Here is a 17990-nt window from a genome sequence, read left to right as displayed (position 1 = left end):
TATTTCACATCAGAGCCTTTTCTTAGTTCAGCTTAAAACTGCCGTTACCAACCGTGGCGAATGCGCACGATCAGGGCGGTCATGAAGCCAAAGATCATGTGACCAACCAGAGACGCCCATGTCAGCTGAATGAAGCCGAGGAACGGAGGAAGACCAGCAAAGATGTGCGCCATGATGTAAAGCGCGAACACCCAAAGACCAACGCCATAGCAAAGACCAACAACCCACCATGGCAGCGGCGGAATGATCACACGTGCCAGCGGACGAGCAATATAGAGGTATCCGATAGGATAAAAGACGACGCCAACGACGGCGTGGATGACTTCAGCCCAGAAAAGGCTTCTGAAACCAAAGACCGACTGCACAAGTGCAGCTGGCTGTAGTGGACCACCAACCCAGAACGGCGTGATATAGCGCGCCCAGATCTCCCAGCTTACATCTGCAACGATGCCTGCCAGAAGGATGGTGACCAGAGTGTGCCACACAAGTGGCGGACAGATAGGGTGCTTATGACTTGAACCACTCATACGGCGCATGCCTCCACGTAGTTATACTTGATTGCCACGCGGAGTTAAAAACGATCTCAGTCATGCAAGCTGTTATCTACGGCACACTTAGCAGCGCAATAACGGCTCTTGAGCAGGTCCTACACGATTGTTTCCAACCGAACACCAGGATTTCACTCATTTAAGTGCAAAGCAGCTCTCAAAAAGTTGACGAAACGAGAGCACGCTAAGCGAATAAGCTCCACAGGCTATTACAGCAAGCTTAGCTATAAGATCCTGAGATCGCCCTTTGGTTTTCGCTCAGATTAGCACCCTGCCCTACAGCCTTGAGAAACCAATTGCCGAAACGCCGCCTTAAGCTTAACAGCGCCATCCTCGGTAATTTTCAGGAGATTAAACAACAAAAAAGCCTCCGCGGATCTCCGGGAGACTTGAAATCCTCAAAGAGGAATGGTGGGCGATGAGAGACTCGAACTCCCGACATCTTCGGTGTAAACGAAGCGCTCTACCAACTGAGCTAATCGCCCATCCTGGAGCGTTGAACATCCTCAAAAAGAGAATGGTGGGCGATGAGAGACTCGAACTCCCGACATCTTCGGTGTAAACGAAGCGCTCTACCAACTGAGCTAATCGCCCCCGCAGGGTGGTACGCCGTGTGGCGTGGGGAGCTGTTTAGCCGCCCTCCCTACCCTTGGCAAGGCCTGAGATTGAAAAAAACGACATTACCAGCAAAAAACTTGGAGCTGCCATCCATCCTGTGAATTACCTGATTAAACAAAGGCTTGTCGTCACAGTAAAAAACCGGCAACCCATAAGAAATGAGCGCATAAAAAAAGCCCCTGCCGCTCCAATGAACAACAGGGGCTTTTAAACCCAAAACGAACAAGCCCAATTAGGCGTTGACCGCGTCCTTCAGGCCTTTACCAGCTTTAAATTTCGGCGTCTTGGAAGCCGGAATCTGAATGGTTTCGCCTGTGCGTGGATTACGGCCTTCAGTTGCCGCACGAGCGGAAACGGAAAAGTTGCCAAATCCGATGATCCGAACTTCATCGCCGCTCTTCAGGGTTTCAGTGATTGCTTCGAAAGATGCTTCTACTGCTTCGCCTGCCTGTGCTTTGGTCAAGCCAGTTTTTTCCGCAACGGCCCCGATCAGATCATTCTTGTTCATGACAGTCCCTTTCTAAAATAACGTGGGGAATGCTTTAGATTCGCGCTGCACTCCTGAATCGGACATTCGTGCGAAATTGCGTTCAAATCAAGCCGCGAACCGCAGAAAACGGCCATTTTCTGTGTAGTATCAACCAAAAAAAGCCCCGGAACTTGTCCGAGGCTTTTGTATCCACAAGCAGACGCTCTGGTTCAGTGTGCGACGACCCCTGAACCCTTGTCATCTTTGACCAGTGCTTCAGAGCTGGACTTTTCTTCCTCTTCGCTCCATTCGATGGCTTCAGGCATACGAACAAGAGCATGTTCAAGCACTTCGTCCATGCGAGCGACTGGAATAATTTCCAATTCATTCTTCACATTGTCAGGAATATCAGCCAGATCCTTCGCGTTATCCGCTGGGATCAGAACCTTCTTGATGCCACCACGAAGAGCAGCCAGAAGCTTCTCTTTCAGACCACCGATTGGCAGCACGCGGCCACGCAGTGTGATCTCACCTGTCATCGCCACATCACGACGAACCGGAATACCGGTCATCACGGAGATAACAGTTGTCGCCATGGCGATACCAGCAGATGGACCATCCTTTGGAGTAGCTCCTTCTGGAACGTGAACATGCAGTTCGCGCTTTTCGAAGAGCGGAGGCTCAATGCCGAAGTCTTCTGAACGGGAACGAACGTAAGAGGCAGCAGCCGAGATGGACTCTTTCATCACATCGCGCAGGTTGCCGGTTACGGTCATCTTGCCCTTACCTGGCATCATGACACCTTCAATGGTCAGCAACTCGCCGCCCACTTCAGTCCATGCCAGACCGGTGACAACACCAACCTGATCTTCATCTTCAACCTGACCGAAGCGGAAGCGAGGCACACCGAGGTATTCCTCAATCAGCTCTTCATCCACTTTGATGGTCTTCTTGTCGTTGACCAGAATGTCCTTCACAGCCTTACGGGCCAGAGTGCTCATCTCACGCTCAAGGTTACGCACACCAGCTTCACGGGTGTAAAGACGGATGGTCTTCTGCAAAGCGCCGTCAGACACTTCGAACTCACCATCCTTCAGACCGTGGTTCTTCACAGCCTTTGGCAACAGGTGACGACGGCAGATCTCGATCTTCTCATCTTCAGTGTAACCAGCAATACGGATGACCTCCATACGGTCCATCAGTGGACCCGGAATGTTCAGCGTATTGGCTGTGGTCACAAACATGACGTCGGACAGGTCGTATTCCACTTCGAGGTAGTGATCCATGAAGCTACCGTTCTGCTCAGGGTCAAGAACCTCAAGCAGAGCGGAAGACGGATCGCCACGGAAATCCATACCCATCTTGTCGATCTCATCGAGCAGGAACAGCGGGTTAGACTTCTTCGCTTTCTTCATGGACTGAATGACTTTACCCGGCATGGAGCCGATGTAAGTGCGGCGGTGACCGCGAATTTCAGCCTCATCACGCACGCCACCAAGAGACATGCGTACAAATTCACGTCCGGTTGCTTTCGCGATAGATTTACCAAGAGACGTTTTACCAACGCCTGGAGGGCCAACAAGACACAGGATAGGGCCGCGCAGCTTATTCGCGCGCTTCTGCACTGCAAGGTACTCCACAATGCGTTCCTTGACCTTCTCAAGGCCAAAGTGATCGGTATCCAGAACCTTCTCGGCAAGCGTCAGGTCATGCTTAACCTTGGACTTCCTGCTCCACGGAATGCCGATCAGCCAGTCAAGGTAGTTGCGAACCACAGTCGCTTCCGCAGACATCGGGCTCATCTGCTTGAGCTTCTTCAGCTCAGCATTCGCCTTCTCGCGAGCTTCCTTGGACAGCTTCGTCTTCGCAACGCGCTCTTCCAGCTCAGCAAGTTCATCACGGCCATCTTCACCATCGCCGAGTTCTTTCTGAATGGCCTTCATCTGCTCATTCAAATAGTACTCGCGCTGGGTTTTCTCCATCTGGCGCTTCACGCGGGAGCGGATGCGCTTTTCCACCTGCAGAACGGAGATCTCGCTCTCCATCATGCCCAGCACCTTCTCAAGGCGGTCGGTGACAGCCACAGTGCCAAGCAGTTCCTGCTTGTCCTGGATCTTCACAGCAAGGTGGGATGCAATGGTATCAGCAAGCTTCGAGAAGTCGTCAATCTGATTAACAGCGCCGAGAACCTCAGGAGACACCTTTTTGTTCAGCTTCACGTAGTTCTCGAACTCGGAAATCACTGAACGGCCAAGAGCCTCGACCTCAACCTCGTCACCGCCAGCTTCATCAAGAATAACGGCTTCTGCTTCATAAAGGTCTTCGCGATCAGTGAACTTGCCGATTTCGGCACGTGCTCCACCTTCAACCAAAACTTTTACGGTGTTATCTGGCAGCTTCAGCAGCTGCAAAACTGTTGCAAGGGTACCGACTTTGTAAATCTGATCGGTATCCGGATCGTCATCCGCCTCGTTCATCTGGGTCGCAAGCAAAATCTGCTTGTCAGACTCCATCACCTCTTCCAGAGCACGGATCGATTTCTCGCGCCCTACAAACAGCGGCACGATCATATGAGGGAATACGACGATGTTGCGCAGTGGGAGAACAGGAAAAACAGAGTTTTCTGTCTCTTCTTCCGGGCGCATTTCATTGTCAGCCATCTCTATTCCTTTCAAATTGCAGCTTTCCAACGAAAGCTACGAAAAAGCGCAACATAAAAATCGACTAAGGCCCTTAGGGCACTCGTAGAATTTCGAGGGCCGAATTCACTCGCCCCAAAACGGGCACAAACAAATTCGCCAAGCTGCGAACTAGACCTATTAGGTGGAGACACCGCCTCCAAGTGTCAAGCACTCCGCTTCCAAGTCTTTCAGCGATCTGTTGATATTATAAGCTTTTTTCCTGTTATCAGGAGCGTATAACACCGTTTGATCGTCCTCACACTTAAGCTGGAACACCATCCTTCCCGGTCTTGGTTCGCGTTTACGCAGAACACTCATACGCATCATCATGCTAGACACATGAGACAAAAAATGGGCGGCACTTTTTTCAAGAAGTTACCGCCCAAATTAAACTCAATACCCGTGAGCGAAGCCTACTGGCTCATCAGTCCCCATCGCCTTACGCGCTGGTTGCTGAATTCTCCGCACGATCCTCGTAAATGTACAAAGGACGCGCATCGCCGTCGACCACCTCACCGGAAATCACAACTTCCTTCACACCCTTAAGGCCAGGAAGCTCGTACATGGTTTCCAGCAGAATTGCTTCCAGAATAGAACGCAGTCCGCGAGCACCGGTCTTTCGTTCAATCGCACGTCGGGCAACTGCCTTCAGAGCGTCTTCATGGAAGGTCAGCTCTACGTTTTCCATTTCGAACAAACGCTGATACTGCGCAACAAGCGCATTCTTAGGTTCACTCAAGATGGACACCAAAGCGTCTTCATCCAGATCTTCAAGAGTTGCAATAACCGGCAAACGGCCAACAAACTCAGGAATAAGACCAAACTTCAGCAGATCTTCAGGCTCAAGCTCAGAGAACAACTCACCGGTCTTGCGATCTTCAGGTGCAAGCACAGAAGCAGCAAAGCCGATAGAGGTTTTGCGACCACGGTCAGAAATGATCTTGTCCAGACCAGCAAATGCACCACCGCAGATAAACAAAATGTTTGTTGTATCTACCTGCAGGAATTCCTGCTGCGGATGCTTACGACCACCTTGCGGCGGAACAGAGGCAACAGTCCCTTCCATGATCTTCAGCAGTGCCTGCTGAACACCTTCACCAGAAACGTCACGGGTGATGGATGGGTTTTCTGCCTTGCGGGTAATTTTGTCCACCTCATCGATGTAGACAATACCGCGCTGCGCACGCTCAACATTGTAGTCTGCGGACTGAAGCAGCTTCAGAATAATATTTTCAACGTCTTCACCAACGTAACCCGCTTCAGTCAGCGTGGTTGCGTCAGCCATCGTAAACGGAACATCCAGAATTCGGGCGAGCGTTTGTGCCAGATGGGTTTTACCACATCCGGTAGGACCAACCAGAAGGATGTTGGACTTAGCAAGTTCAACATCGTTGTTCTTGGAAGCATGATTCAGGCGCTTGTAGTGGTTATGAACCGCTACAGACAGAACCTTTTTGGCTCGGCCCTGACCAATCACGTAATCATCAAGAACACCACGAATTTCCTGAGGTGTCGGAATCCCATCACGAGACTTCACAAGCGAAGATTTGTTTTCTTCGCGAATAATGTCCATGCAGAGCTCGACGCACTCATCGCAGATGAATACGGTCGGACCCGCAATCAGCTTACGGACCTCATGCTGGCTTTTTCCGCAAAACGAGCAGTAAAGCGTATTCTTGCTGTCGCTGCCGCTGGCTTTGCTCATGAGATATAACCCCGCATCGTTTCAAGGGACACAGCCCCTGTTAGAATTCTTAGTTCGACAGCGATACTTTCGCCGCGACGTTCTACTGACTTATCGCGTTTTGTGTTCCGCTTCCAGAGGGAAGCTTTGGAAATCACTAATAGCCATTCTCTTATGCGATATTTGGCTCGCAATAATCAACATTCCTTTAAGCCTCGCACGCAAAGTTCATTCCCTGTTAAAAAAACTTGCGCGCGAGTTACTTTATAAAACCGGCTTTAAGCTGGTTCGATAACGTTCAAGCTCTCACGATTTTCAATAACGTTATCAATCAGACCGAACTCTTTCGCCGCATCTGCACTCATAAAGTTATCACGTTCAAGCGCTTCTTCAACAGCATCAAGAGTCTGACCCGTATGATCAACATAGATCTCATTAAGGCGACGCTTCAGCTTCAGAATTTCCTGTGCATGCAGCATAATGTCTGCCGCCTGCCCGCGGAAACCACCGGAAGGCTGGTGAACCATGACGCGGCTGTTTGGCAAAGAAAAGCGCATACCCTTTTCACCAGCAGCCAAAAGCAGGGAACCCATGCTTGCAGCCTGACCGATACAAAGAGTTGAAATCTTCGGACGGATAAACTGCATAGTGTCATAAATAGCAAGACCACTGGTCACAACACCACCCGGGGAATTGATATAAAGTGCAATTTCTTTGTTCGGGTTTTCCGCTTCCAGATAAAGCAACTGGGAACACACCAGTGTAGCCACAGTATCTTCCACAGGACCGGTCAGGAAGATAATACGTTCCTTCAACAACCTTGAGAAGATATCATAGGCCCGCTCACCCCGGTTGGTTTGCTCTACAACCATTGGCACCAGGCTGTTCGTGAAATACTCAACAGGATCGGTCATGCGTCATCCATTTTAAATATGCAGAAAGCTTCGTGAAGCTCGGTAACTTATCCGGCATTCCGGTAAGCCTGCAAGAAACTTATGTCGAAAAAAGCGCCACGCCCACCCACGGGATGTCGCCCTTGTCTTAAAGGCACTTGCCAAAAGGTAAAGCCACAAGGTTTATGGAGTGTTTCCATAAGACCCGATAGTCTTATCCCAATTATAAGGGAGCTTAAAGACCACATTGGGCCTATGCACTTAAGACGGCTTCAGATATTTCGGCTTTCCACCTCAAAATTCAAGATGTCAAAAAAGAAAAAGGGGGCACAAGGCCCCCTTTCCGAAATTCTTGGGTAATCCCAACAATTATGCTTCGTCTTCGTCCTGAGCCATCAGCTCTTCTTTAGACACAACTTTGTCGGAAACTTTCGCGAGTTCCAGAATGTAGTCCACAACCTTCTCTTCGTAGATTGGGGCACGCAAGGAAGCGAGAGCCTGTTCGTTGTTCTTGTAGAATTCGAACACCTGCTGTTCCTGACCTGGGAACTGACGAACGCGGTCGAACAGAGCCTTCTGAACTTCTTCGTCGGTAACCTGAACTTTGTTCTGCTCACCAACTTCAGAAAGAACCAGACCGAGACGTACACGGCGCTCAGAGATCTTGCGGTATTCAGCTTTAGCTTCGTCTTCGGTTGTTTCTTCGTCTTCGAAGGTTTTACCGGACTGCTGCATGTCAGCTTCAACCTGCTTCCAGACACCGTCAAATTCTGTTTCCAGAAGTTTTTCAGGCAGCTCGAAGGAGTACTCTTCGTCCAGCTTGTCCAGCAGAGCGCGCTTTACTTTCTGACGGGTAGCTGCACCGAACTGGCTTTCAATCTGGCCACGAACGATTTCTTTCAGCTTCTCAAGGGATTCAAGACCCAGCTTGGTTGCCATTTCATCATCAATGGAAACTTCGCCAGCAGCTTCAATGCCTTTAACGTCGATGTCGAAGGTAACTGCGCGACCAGCAAGGTTTGCTGCGCCGTATTCTTCAGGGAAGGTCACGTCGATGACTTTTTTGTCACCGATTTTCAGGCCAACGATCTGCTCTTCAAAGCCAGGAATGAACTGACCAGAACCCAGAACCAGCTGACCGTTCTCATCTTCACCACCTTCAAATGGCTCGCCGTCAAGCTTGCCGAGGTAATGCATGGTAACGCGGTCACCGTCTTCAGCAGCAGCACCTTCTTCGCGCGCTTCAAATGGACGGTTGCTTTCTGCGATCTGCTTAACCTGCTCGTCAACTTCGTCTTCGGAAATTTCAACGATTGGGCGTTCAAGTTCAATCGCAGAGAAATCTACGATGTCGAACTGTGGCAGAACTTCATAGGAGATGGTGTAAGCGAGATCTGCTTCACCAGCCAAAACTTTCTCAGCATCATCGTCAGAAAGATCGATTTCTGGCTGAAGAGCTGGCTTTTCTTTGCGCTCTTCAATGGTCTTAGCAGTGGTTTCGTTGATCAGGTTACCGATCAGCTCACCCATTGCCTGACGGCCATGAACTTTTTTGAGATGAGAAACTGGAACTTTACCCGGACGGAAGCCGTTAATGTTTACCTTTGACTTCATGTCATTAAGATATTCATCGAGGCGGGTCGCCAGATCCGTCGCCGGGATAACGACTTTGAGTTCGCGCTTTAGGCCCTCGGCCAGGGTTTCTGATACCTGCATGGTCTTTGCTTCGTCCTTGATTTAGGACGCGTACCGACAAACCAATATGGTTTGTCCCAGCACGGTAAACATAACACCAATTTCGAAGGGGGGAAAACGCTTCGGGAGAAAATCCCTCAGCTCTTATCCGCCTGACGAAAAGGTGAGCATAAACCGAACCTCGACAACGCCCTCAACTTTTCCGTTTCCGATAAGCTACGGTCGTTTATTTATGCACCGTATCACCGGGGATATGGTGCGGCTGGAGGGACTCGAACCCCCACGGTCTCCCGCTAGAACCTAAATCTAGTGCGTCTACCAATTTCGCCACAGCCGCGTTGGAGGGGTAGCTAAATGGGAACCTAAGAGAAGTCAACCACCTAATACGCTGTTTATGCCCAGTTCTCGGTTTTCCACGCCATTTCTACCTATGAAACTGTGCATTACGACAATCCGGGGCTAATTTCTCAAGCAGGAGATCGCATCACATCCTTTTTCTTTTCTGGCTCGTGCATTGCCAGCCAGCAAGCCACTCCGCTCACTCACAAAGTGGCGTTAGAACCCGCTGCATAAAAGCCACGCCTTTTTCGGTCAGATACAACTCCCGGCGGCGACCATCCGTTTTATCCGCTTCAACACGGGCATAGTTATGTCCACCACGCACATCCTTGTGCCCTTCGCACCAATAATAGATGTTGCGGGTCGCGGTTCCTGATTGGTAACCAATCTTCTTTTGAAGGCCATGAGGATGGATCGTCACCCCCTCCTCCTGATGAACGGCAATTTCAAGCAATGTCAAAACCGTCGAGACCTGCATTTTAGCATCATGGTCTTTAAACGGTGCCAGCGCCTCGATGATCTGGCGGAGTGCTGCAGAGTGCTGTGTCGTCTTGCTCATAAGAATATCCGTAATATCGTCCCGAAGGCGAAGACGATCACACGTTTTACGCGCAACCCTCCCCCTTCTCTCGTCTGCCTATCGCATTGCTTGTCTCACTAAATGATACGCATGACGTTTCGTAGATTAATTATCACAAATATTGATGATTCCCACCGGATATCTCAGCAGCTAAACCCATCCCTTGGGCGGGGAAGCTTTAAAAATCACCCAAAAATTGAACCAGCTCGGTGAGCACATCCGGAATATGCGAAACCAGATCTTCCGCAATAAGCCCGGCTCCGGCAATCTCAGCAGCCCGGCCATGCACCCAAACACCTTTCGCAGCGGCTTCATAACCACCAAGTCCTTGCGCCAGATATCCGGCAATCACACCCGCCAGCACATCACCAGACCCTGCTGTTGCAAGCCAGGGCGTGCCACTGGCATTGATGGACACATGGCCCTCAGGGTCTGCAATCACCGTATCCGCCCCCTTCAGCACAACCACAGCACCAGCCTGTTTCGCGGCCTTCTTGGTGCGCTCCACTTTGCAATCTGTGGACGTGGGATCATACAAATCAGGAAACAACCGACGGAACTCCCCCTCATGAGGTGTGAGCACAACACGCCCAGCGCAGTCAGAATCCGCAATGTAGGCAAACAAGTGCTCCGGCTTTTCCTCAAAGGACGAAAGCGCATCCGCATCCAGAACCACACCGCGCGCTCCGGAAAGGCACTCAGCAACCCGCTCCTGCGTCTCGCGGCCAATACCGGCTGCCGGTCCGATCACCACGGAGTTGAGCCGCTCATCTTCCAAAATACGCTCAAAGTCGGCAATACGTTCAGCCGGACGGATCATGATACTCGTCAGATGCGCGGCATGGACCAGAGCCGCCTGCTCCCGCGCCACCACAGTCACAAGCCCGCTGCCTGCCCGCTGTGCGCCCAGCGCAGCAAGACGGCTTGCACCAGTGGCAAACTTGGGACCACTCACAACAACAGTGTGCCCCCTGTTATATTTATGCCCTGCCACAGCCGGCTGATCGGGAAGATCTCCCCAAATCTTGTCGCAGTTGTAAAAGGCGGTTGGCCCAACCTCCTCTAAGACAGCGTCCTCCAGTCCGATCTGCTCAATAACGATCTCACCGCAATGTCCCCGGCCCGGATAAAGGTAGTGCCCCGGCTTGGCGCGAAAAAACGTAACCGTCATATCTGCATGCACAGCCTCACCCAGCACAGCGCCACTGCGGCCACTCACACCGGAGGGCAGATCAACTGCGACACATTGCGCCGGACTGTCATTGATGTGCTGCACAAGCGCCAGAACTTCATCATCTAAAGGACGAGAGAGACCCGCACCAAACAAGGCGTCAACAACAACGTCGTCCTCACCCAGCTCTTCCAGCGCAGCCCGCATGTTATCCATTGAGGTTAAATCAAGATCCATCTCGTCATAGGCAAGCTCCGCATCGCCTTCGAGAGTTTCTGGATCACACACCAGCCCGACAGAAACATTAAAGCCCTCATTGTCCGCAAGCTGCGCAACAACAAAGCCGTCTCCGCCGTTGTTTCCGGGACCGCAGAACACAAGAACTCGCGAATAGGGATGCAGAATCTGGCGCATCACCTCAAACACAGCCTTGCCCGCATTATGCATCAACTCAATACCGGGAAAGCCACCCTCGATGGTCAGGCGATCTGCCTTCTTCATCTGCAATGGTGTCAACAACTCATGCATAAAGCTCTCCATTTCCCTATTCGTCAGGCTCTGAGAAATTTATTACCCATTATCCCTAAGAAATTGGTTCATCATTACCCAGCTGCCGCGACGTTTTTTCGATCACGAAAAATCACAAAACATAAGCTAGTGCTAAAAGGCACAGATTTAAGAGGCACTTCCTGAGTAAATGTTGATACCAGCGCACCACTTTGGGAAAACTACGAAAACATGCACGAGAGACGAGCCCACTACGACCAGCTAATGACTGCTTTCGCACGACGTCTGGGTATGACCACCCAGCCTGATACTGGACTATTTCTTATTGAAGAAGCAAACGGAAGTCGTTGGTCGGTCGAACTCAATGAAAGCTCGGACCTCATTTATATAAGCACCAGCCTCCTTCTTGCAGAAGATAAAAACACACTGAAGGCGGCTTTGGAGCTCAATCAGGATGTGGACCTCCTCCGCGGAGCGTTCCTCGGACTGTCTCAATCTGGTGACTTGCAACTGAATGCTCAGGCCACACTCCGGTTCACAGATGACCTTGCACTGGAGAACACACTGGTCAACCTGATGCAAATTCGCGAGCAGGTATGCGCACGGCTTTCTGAAACGAAATCCACCCAAACCTCCAAAGCCGTAGAACCGGACTGGAGCACGACGTCTATTCGCCTGTAAAGGTCTCTCACCCATGCATTCCGTCAACTCTCCCAAGCATACTCCAGTTGATCAGAGCCAACTCCAGAACGACGTAAGTGCACAACAAAACTCTGCGCCAAAAAAATCAGAGAAGTTGGAAGCGCGCGGCGTGTCTGTTGAGACCCAAAAGGGCTCAACACCGCCAACAACAAGTAATACGAAGCCCCTCGACACCGCTTCAACTGAAACGCTCGCAAACCGGATAAAGCCACCGAGCCAAACCAGTTCAGAAAGTGTAACGCAGGAGGCAACCGCCCCTTTTGAAGCAGACCGCACCGCGCTTGAGCAAAATGCCAAGCGCCTTGGTGCTGGTGCCAATGGTGAAGTCTATCTTGTCAATCAGGACGGCAAGTCCTTCGCATTTAAAGTCGCAAGCACCGAAGCCGGTTGGCACGCCCTGCAGCAAGAAGCACAGGTCTACGGCAAACTTGCCCAGATCGGTCCTCACGATAATATCGTCAAAAGCATGGGCATCGTCGAAGTTCAGGGCGTACAGGGCCTCGCCCTTGAGCATGTGGAAGGCTACGAAGCAGGCAAGCTCTTCACCACTGCCGAAAAGCTTTACACAAACAACAAGCTCAGCCATTCCCAGTACTGGGGCACCGTGCAGTTCATTATGCGCGACGTTCTGAGCGGCGTGCACCATCTGGCACAGGCAGGCATCAGCCACAGCGACATAAAGGGCGGCAACCTCCTTTATGACAAGGAAAGTCAGGCGATTAAAATCGTCGACTTTGGCAGCGCTGCAAAAATCGGCATTGATCCTGTCACTATTGGCACTCCGGACCATTCAGCTCCGGAAGCTCTTTTGTCTCTTCCCCACAAAGATGGAGACAAGCCACGCGCCAATGAGAAGCAGGACACCTTTGCGGTTGGTCAGATGACCTACCGCGCAGGCGAACATGCTGAGAATTTATTTGGTGCACAAAATACCGGTGAGCCAGCCGCGCTTGGCTTTGCAATGCATTCCAAACTTCGAGATATCGAGCGTCGCGGCGAGACCATTGAGTATCAAGCGCTCAATCAGGCCGATGACCCAGCCGTTGCAGGCACACCGGGCCATTTCGGCAAGGGCGGCGAAACCGCTTATGTTGAGTTCGTCAATATCTCAACCCTGCTGGACATCGATGTGCGTGGCACCGCAGAAGAGCTCCTGAAGACCAACTTCATCTCTGACCCTTTATGTCAGCCAGACGAAGCCCGTCAGGTGATCTCAGGCCTCATGACCAAGATGGAAGAAGACCACAAGGCAGAACTCGCAGCTCTCATGCAACAAACCTGATCTGCTCCTTGCAATGATAACCATCAGAAAGCCGGCCTCTTGGTCGGCTTTTTTGTTGCGCCCCTTCAGGGACATTTTAATCACATCCCTCCATTTCGATACACCTTAACAACATCGCCTCTGTTTACAGTGGAGTGAGCAAACGATCGCAAACAGCTCAAGACCTGTAATATGACAAAGTCGCCTCGTCCTCTTCAGAACCCGTCGAATGATCCATCAACTCAGGATGCCCAGATCAGCGCGTGGGCAGACAATGTCATCATCCTGCTGGGCCTGAGTGAGAGTTCAGCAGAGGACGGCCAGACAGAACCCGATTTCGACCATCCCCACATGGCCGCCAGCAGCCGGTTCACCGTCAGCGACGTCGAAGAAATCAGCTCTTCAGAAGACGAGGAGAGCGATGACGAGTTGGAGCAACCACTAACACCCACAGCTTCCCCCGCCAACAGGTTCACAGTCAGCAGCGTCAGCGAACCAAGCTTCTCCGAGGATGAAGAGAGCGGCACAGAGCCGGAACAACCACAGCCCGCCGCAAACCGGTTTGAAGTCAGCAATGTGGACGAGGACAGCCCCTCAGAAGATGAGTTAGAGCAACCACTAACACCCAAACCTTCCCCCACCAACAGGTTCACAGTCAGCAGCGTCAGCGAGCCAAGCTTCTCAGAGGATGAAGAAAGCGACACAGAGCCGGAACAGCCACAGCCCGCCGCAAGCAGGTTTGAAGTCAGCAATGTAGACGAGGACAGCCCCTCAGAAGATGAGCTGGAGCAATCACCAGCACCCACACCTTCCCCCGCCAACAGGTTCACAGTCAGCAATGTGGACGAGGACAGCCCCTCAGAAGATGAGCTAGAGCAACCACTAACACCCACAGCTTCCCCCACCAACAGGTTCACAGTCAGCAGCGTCGACGAGCCAAGCCTCTCCGAGGAGGACGAGAGCACGGAAGCACCAGCAACAATGGCTCTCCCCTCCGACAATCTCAAACGCGCCAAACGACTGGGGGCTGGATCTTTCGGGGAAGTGAGCTTGTACACGGACGAGAAAAGCGGAAAGTCCATTGCGTTCAAGACCGCACGGTCACAAAAAGGCAAAGACGCCCTGCAAAAAGAAGCCCAGATCTACGGGAAGCTGATGGCCGCCGGCCCGCATAAGAACGTTGTACAGTGCTACGGAATACACGAGATCGACGGCGAAACCGGTCTTGCCATGGAATACGTGGAAGGCTGTGAAGCAGGTGACCTTTTCGAAGGGGCCGAAGAACTCCTCCAAGAGAACAAGCTCAGCCACTCTCAATATTGGGGCGCTTTACAGTTCATGGCGAATGAAGCGATTGACGGACTGAAGCATGTCAACGCGGCAGGCATCAGTCACAATGACATCAAAGGGGGCAACATCCTGTTCGACAAGAACAGCCAATCCCTCAAGATCGCTGATTTTGGTTTTGCAGGCACCATTGGAGAAGATCCACTGGACTTCGGCACCCCGGAGTATTCCAGCCCGGAAGCCATCGCCGCCGCCTTCAAAGACGCAGAAGATCGTGACCGCCTAGACGATAAACAGGACGGCTATGCCATTGGCCAGATGGTGTATGGCGGAGGTGAAGGTGAAGCCAATCTTCTGGGCGCGCCGGATTGCGACAGCCCTTATGCATTCGCCCTCCATGTTGTGCGCAAACTGAGCAACTCAAAATCTCAAACCGGCGAAGAAAACAGCCCGGAGAAAGCCCTCACGCCAACAGATGATCCTGATCTGGTTGGAGAGCCTGGTTATTACAACGAGAGTTACGAGTCTGCGTACGCCCGCTTCGTCAACAATTCCATGCAGATCGATCCGAAGAAGAGAAGCAGCCTGGACGACATGCAGCAAAGCCAGTTTTTACAGGATCCGCTCCTGCAACCGGACGAAGCGAAAAAAGTCCTCGACTTCATCATGCAGCAAACCAGCTCCAAATCTGCATAGGATAAAAGCTAGCTTCATACGATCAGAGCTGGGCAACACGCCTAGCGATTGGACTTTGGCGGCTTCTTCTTCACATTCCTGGCAGCCTCCCGCTCATCACTGGCAATCACCACATCCTGAGGCTGGGAAAGCTCAATCAGGTTGCCGTCAGGGTCGCGAATGTAGACAGACAGGATCGGCGAACTGGCACCTGTGCGGAACACAGGCCCCTCAACAATCGTCACGGCGGCAGCACTCAACCGCGCAATGGCCGAATCCAAACTCTCAACCAAAAAGCAGAGATCTGCGGTCCCCGGCACCTGTTCCTGTGCGATCGGAGTATGATCCACATCGATGGGCTGAAGGTTGATCTTCTGCTGCCCAAAATGCAGGGCCCGCCGCCCGCCTCCGAATATGATCTCCTCCATACCCAGTACATCCTGATAAAAACGACTGGTACGTTCAACATCATGAACGGTAAGCACGACATGGTCGAGAGAAACCAACCTCATCACTCGCTCCTTCAAGCGCATGCCAAAAACTGACTGTCAGCTTCCATAGGAACGCGCAAAATCTGCAACAGCTTTTTCACGACCAACCATAACCCTGCCTTGCATAAGGAACCAACTCCTAGTTTCAGGCGAGATGAACAAAAGGTACACTGCCTATTTTTTAACCATTATGCGCAGTGTTTGTGCACCAGATATATTTCAGATGCAGTTTCCCATTATTATTAAGGGAGCAAACTGCCCGCTTTCGCGGCTTTTTAAGAAAATTTCAAAACTGGCACGGTTTCTGCATTCATATTTCCGTAAGTTTTGAATCGCGAACTTTCTGCACACGCGCTGATCATTTTTAAGAGCATGCCAGATCAGCAGCGCACGCAGATACAAGACGAACTGAGAGTGTGAAGACCATGAAGAAAATTGAGGCGATCATTAAGCCGTTCAAACTGGATGAAGTGAAAGAAGCACTTCAGGAGGTTGGTCTTCAGGGGATCACCGTTACCGAAGCAAAAGGATTTGGCCGCCAGAAGGGTCATACAGAACTCTATCGTGGCGCCGAGTACGTGGTGGACTTCCTGCCAAAGGTTAAGGTGGAAATCGTACTCAACGATGATCTTGTAGAAAAAGCTGTAGAAGCCATTCGCGACGCCGCACAGACCGGCCGCATTGGTGATGGCAAGATTTTTGTCTCCAGCATCGAAGAAGCAATCCGTATTCGTACGGGAGAGACGGGCGAAGACGCTGTTTAACCCAGAGTTTCACTAGGAAATCACGAGGACTGAATGAGTTAGGGGCAACGATCCCACACGCTTGGTCTTCCAGTTTACAACACTGCGCCACTGGCGATTTTAATAAGAGGAATAGGAAGTTATGACAACCTCCGCTGATGTCTTGAAAGAAATCCAGGAAAAAGACGTAAAGTTCGTAGATCTTCGTTTTTCTGATCCGCGCGGCAAGCTGCAGCACGTCACCATGGATATCTCCCAGGTGAACGAAGACATGTTCGCAGAGGGCGTCGCATTTGACGGTTCTTCTATCGGTGGTTGGAAAGCAATCAACGAATCCGACATGATGCTGATGCCAGATCCGGAAACAGCTCATATCGACCCATTCTTCGCGCAGTCCACCATGTCCATCTTCTGTGACGTTCTCGACCCACGCACAGGCGAAGGTTACAACCGTGACCCACGCATGACAGCCAAACGCGCTGAAGCCTATGTAAAAGCATGTGGCGCAGGCGACACCGTATTCGTTGGCCCGGAAGCTGAATTCTTCATCTTCGACGACGTTCGCTTTGCAGCAGACCCATACAACACCGGCTTCAAGCTGGATTGTTCCGAACTGCCATCCAACATGGACAGCGAGTACGAGTCCGGCAACCTCGGTCACCGTCCACGCACAAAAGGCGGCTACTTCCCAGTACCACCAATTGACAGCGCGCAGGACATCCGTTCCGAAATGCTGACCGTCATGTCCGACATGGGCGTTAAAGTTGAAAAGCACCACCACGAAGTGGCAGCAGCTCAGCACGAACTCGGCATGCAGTTCCAGACCCTGACAACCTGTGCTGACCACATGCAGATCTACAAGTACGTGGTTCACCAAGTTGCACACGCTTATGGCAAGTCCGCGACCTTCATGCCTAAGCCAGTCTTCGGCGACAACGGCACCGGCATGCACTGCCACTTCTCCCTATGGGAAGACGGCAAGCCAACCTTTGCTGGCAGCCAGTATGCTGACCTTTCCGAGAATGCTCTGTACTTCATCGGCGGTATCCTGAAGCACGCGAAGTCTCTGAACGCATTCACCAATGCGTCCACCAACTCCTACAAGCGTCTGGTACCGGGCTACGAGGCTCCAGTTCTTCTGGCATACTCTTCCCAGAACCGTTCTGCATCCTGCCGTATTCCATTCACATCTTCTCCAAAAGGCAAGCGCGTTGAAGTTCGCTTCCCGGATCCTTCCGCAAACCCATATCTGGCGTTCGCTGCACAGCTGATGGCTGGCCTTGATGGCATCAAGAACAAGATCCATCCTGGCGATGCAATGGATAAGAACCTGTATGATCTGCCAGCAGAAGAACTCTCCGAGATCCCAACTGTTGCAGCATCTCTGCGTGAAGCTCTGGAATGCCTCGATGCAGACCGTGAATACCTCAAAGCAGGCGGCGTATTCGATGACGACCAGATCGACGCATACATCGAACTGAAGATGGAAGAAGTCATGCGCACCGACATGACCCCTCACCCAGTTGAGTTCGACATGTACTACTCCGTCTAAGTTATGAAGGGACTGCTTTAACTCCAATGCACCTATGGCGTATCCATAAGACGAGCTTCGGCTCAAATCAGGAGACGCCTTTCAAAAGCAGTCC

Annotated in this window: 14 protein-coding genes and 3 tRNA genes; 5 read left to right on the top strand and 12 right to left on the bottom strand. The window is 51.6% G+C overall.

The window, feature by feature from the left end; all coding sequences use genetic code 11:
• Positions 1-44: 44 nt before the first annotated feature.
• From DHN43_RS19535 to DHN43_RS19475, 11 genes are all read right to left on the bottom strand, one after another.
• Positions 45-527, bottom strand: coding sequence for a hypothetical protein (locus DHN43_RS19535; protein WP_057461782.1), 483 nt, complete (start codon positions 525-527; stop codon positions 45-47).
• Between the two features lie 430 nt (positions 528-957).
• Positions 958-1033: transfer RNA gene (locus DHN43_RS19530), tRNA-Val, on the bottom strand.
• Positions 1034-1066: 33 nt separating this feature from the next.
• Positions 1067-1142 (bottom strand) — tRNA-Val (locus tag DHN43_RS19525).
• A gap of 256 nt (positions 1143-1398) precedes the next feature.
• Positions 1399-1674, bottom strand: coding sequence for an HU family DNA-binding protein (locus DHN43_RS19515; protein ID WP_008546789.1), 276 nt, complete (start codon positions 1672-1674; stop codon positions 1399-1401).
• Positions 1675-1865: 191 nt separating this feature from the next.
• Entirely contained in the window at positions 1866-4295 is a 2430-nt protein-coding gene (gene lon / locus DHN43_RS19510; RefSeq protein ID WP_063289030.1) for an endopeptidase La, read from the bottom strand.
• A 460-nt stretch (positions 4296-4755) separates the two neighbouring features.
• A complete protein-coding gene (clpX, locus tag DHN43_RS19500; RefSeq protein ID WP_057461785.1) occupies positions 4756-6021 on the bottom strand; it encodes an ATP-dependent Clp protease ATP-binding subunit ClpX in 1266 nt (421 codons plus the stop codon).
• A 257-nt stretch (positions 6022-6278) separates the two neighbouring features.
• Positions 6279-6914 carry an ATP-dependent Clp endopeptidase proteolytic subunit ClpP gene (gene clpP, locus DHN43_RS19495; RefSeq protein ID WP_057461786.1) on the bottom strand — a complete coding sequence of 212 codons (636 nt, stop codon included), beginning with the start codon at positions 6912-6914 and terminating at the stop codon, positions 6279-6281.
• A 348-nt stretch (positions 6915-7262) separates the two neighbouring features.
• The gene (tig, locus tag DHN43_RS19490) at positions 7263-8609 is read right to left on the bottom strand and encodes a trigger factor (protein WP_063292446.1); all 1347 of its coding nucleotides are present in this window, start codon (positions 8607-8609) and stop codon (positions 7263-7265) included.
• Positions 8610-8842: 233 nt separating this feature from the next.
• Positions 8843-8925: transfer RNA gene (locus DHN43_RS19485), tRNA-Leu, on the bottom strand.
• 201 nt (positions 8926-9126) lie between these two features.
• A complete protein-coding gene (locus DHN43_RS19480; protein WP_108819752.1) occupies positions 9127-9486 on the bottom strand; it encodes a hypothetical protein in 360 nt (119 codons plus the stop codon).
• A 199-nt stretch (positions 9487-9685) separates the two neighbouring features.
• The gene (locus DHN43_RS19475) at positions 9686-11206 is read right to left on the bottom strand and encodes an NAD(P)H-hydrate dehydratase (protein ID WP_244306845.1); all 1521 of its coding nucleotides are present in this window, start codon (positions 11204-11206) and stop codon (positions 9686-9688) included.
• 210 nt (positions 11207-11416) lie between these two features.
• Here DHN43_RS19475 and DHN43_RS19470 point away from each other — a divergent pair, with 210 nt between their 5' ends.
• The 3 genes from DHN43_RS19470 to DHN43_RS19460 all read left to right on the top strand — a co-directional run bounded on the left by DHN43_RS19470 (position 11417) and on the right by DHN43_RS19460 (position 15131).
• Positions 11417-11866 carry a type III secretion system chaperone gene (locus DHN43_RS19470; protein ID WP_208860435.1) on the top strand — a complete coding sequence of 150 codons (450 nt, stop codon included), beginning with the start codon at positions 11417-11419 and terminating at the stop codon, positions 11864-11866.
• A gap of 130 nt (positions 11867-11996) precedes the next feature.
• Positions 11997-13169, top strand: coding sequence for a protein kinase domain-containing protein (locus tag DHN43_RS19465; RefSeq protein WP_208995512.1), 1173 nt, complete (start codon positions 11997-11999; stop codon positions 13167-13169).
• Positions 13170-13340: 171 nt separating this feature from the next.
• Positions 13341-15131, top strand: a complete 1791-nt coding sequence (locus DHN43_RS19460) for a protein kinase domain-containing protein (RefSeq protein WP_208995511.1) — start codon at positions 13341-13343, stop codon at positions 15129-15131.
• 41 nt (positions 15132-15172) lie between these two features.
• On the opposite strand, the gene DHN43_RS19455 is transcribed toward DHN43_RS19460, so the two are convergent.
• Positions 15173-15622 (bottom strand): VOC family protein, encoded by a 450-nt coding sequence (locus tag DHN43_RS19455; protein ID WP_063292442.1) that lies wholly within the window; start codon positions 15620-15622, stop codon positions 15173-15175.
• 404 nt (positions 15623-16026) lie between these two features.
• Here DHN43_RS19455 and DHN43_RS19450 point away from each other — a divergent pair, with 404 nt between their 5' ends.
• Together DHN43_RS19450 and glnA are read left to right on the top strand one after the other, a co-directional pair.
• The gene (locus tag DHN43_RS19450; protein ID WP_057461792.1) at positions 16027-16365 is read left to right on the top strand and encodes a P-II family nitrogen regulator; all 339 of its coding nucleotides are present in this window, start codon (positions 16027-16029) and stop codon (positions 16363-16365) included.
• Between the two features lie 121 nt (positions 16366-16486).
• Positions 16487-17896, top strand: coding sequence for a type I glutamate--ammonia ligase (gene glnA / locus DHN43_RS19445; protein ID WP_057461793.1), 1410 nt, complete (start codon positions 16487-16489; stop codon positions 17894-17896).
• The last annotated feature ends 94 nt before the right edge of the window (positions 17897-17990 follow it).

It is taken from the genome of Pseudovibrio sp. Alg231-02 (genome assembly GCF_900143565.1).
Taxonomy (GTDB): Bacteria; Pseudomonadota; Alphaproteobacteria; order Rhizobiales; family Stappiaceae; genus Pseudovibrio.
This window is presented reverse-complemented; position numbering and strand designations above follow the sequence as displayed.

Excerpts from the sequence above, each read along its gene's own strand:
- DHN43_RS19535 (WP_057461782.1), bottom strand. The coding sequence starts at position 527 with ATGAGTGGTTCAAGTCATAAGCACCCTATCTGTCCGCCACTTGTGTGG.
- DHN43_RS19515 (WP_008546789.1), bottom strand. The coding sequence starts at position 1,674 with ATGAACAAGAATGATCTGATCGGGGCCGTTGCGGAAAAAACTGGCTTG.
- lon (WP_063289030.1), bottom strand. The coding sequence starts at position 4,295 with ATGGCTGACAATGAAATGCGCCCGGAAGAAGAGACAGAAAACTCTGTT.
- clpX (WP_057461785.1), bottom strand. The coding sequence starts at position 6,021 with ATGAGCAAAGCCAGCGGCAGCGACAGCAAGAATACGCTTTACTGCTCG.
- clpP (WP_057461786.1), bottom strand. The coding sequence starts at position 6,914 with ATGACCGATCCTGTTGAGTATTTCACGAACAGCCTGGTGCCAATGGTT.
- tig (WP_063292446.1), bottom strand. The coding sequence starts at position 8,609 with ATGCAGGTATCAGAAACCCTGGCCGAGGGCCTAAAGCGCGAACTCAAA.
- DHN43_RS19480 (WP_108819752.1), bottom strand. The coding sequence starts at position 9,486 with ATGAGCAAGACGACACAGCACTCTGCAGCACTCCGCCAGATCATCGAG.
- DHN43_RS19475 (WP_244306845.1), bottom strand. The coding sequence starts at position 11,206 with ATGCATGAGTTGTTGACACCATTGCAGATGAAGAAGGCAGATCGCCTG.
- DHN43_RS19470 (WP_208860435.1), top strand. The coding sequence starts at position 11,417 with ATGCACGAGAGACGAGCCCACTACGACCAGCTAATGACTGCTTTCGCA.
- DHN43_RS19460 (WP_208995511.1), top strand. The coding sequence starts at position 13,341 with ATGACAAAGTCGCCTCGTCCTCTTCAGAACCCGTCGAATGATCCATCA.
- DHN43_RS19455 (WP_063292442.1), bottom strand. The coding sequence starts at position 15,622 with ATGAGGTTGGTTTCTCTCGACCATGTCGTGCTTACCGTTCATGATGTT.
- DHN43_RS19450 (WP_057461792.1), top strand. The coding sequence starts at position 16,027 with ATGAAGAAAATTGAGGCGATCATTAAGCCGTTCAAACTGGATGAAGTG.
- glnA (WP_057461793.1), top strand. The coding sequence starts at position 16,487 with ATGACAACCTCCGCTGATGTCTTGAAAGAAATCCAGGAAAAAGACGTA.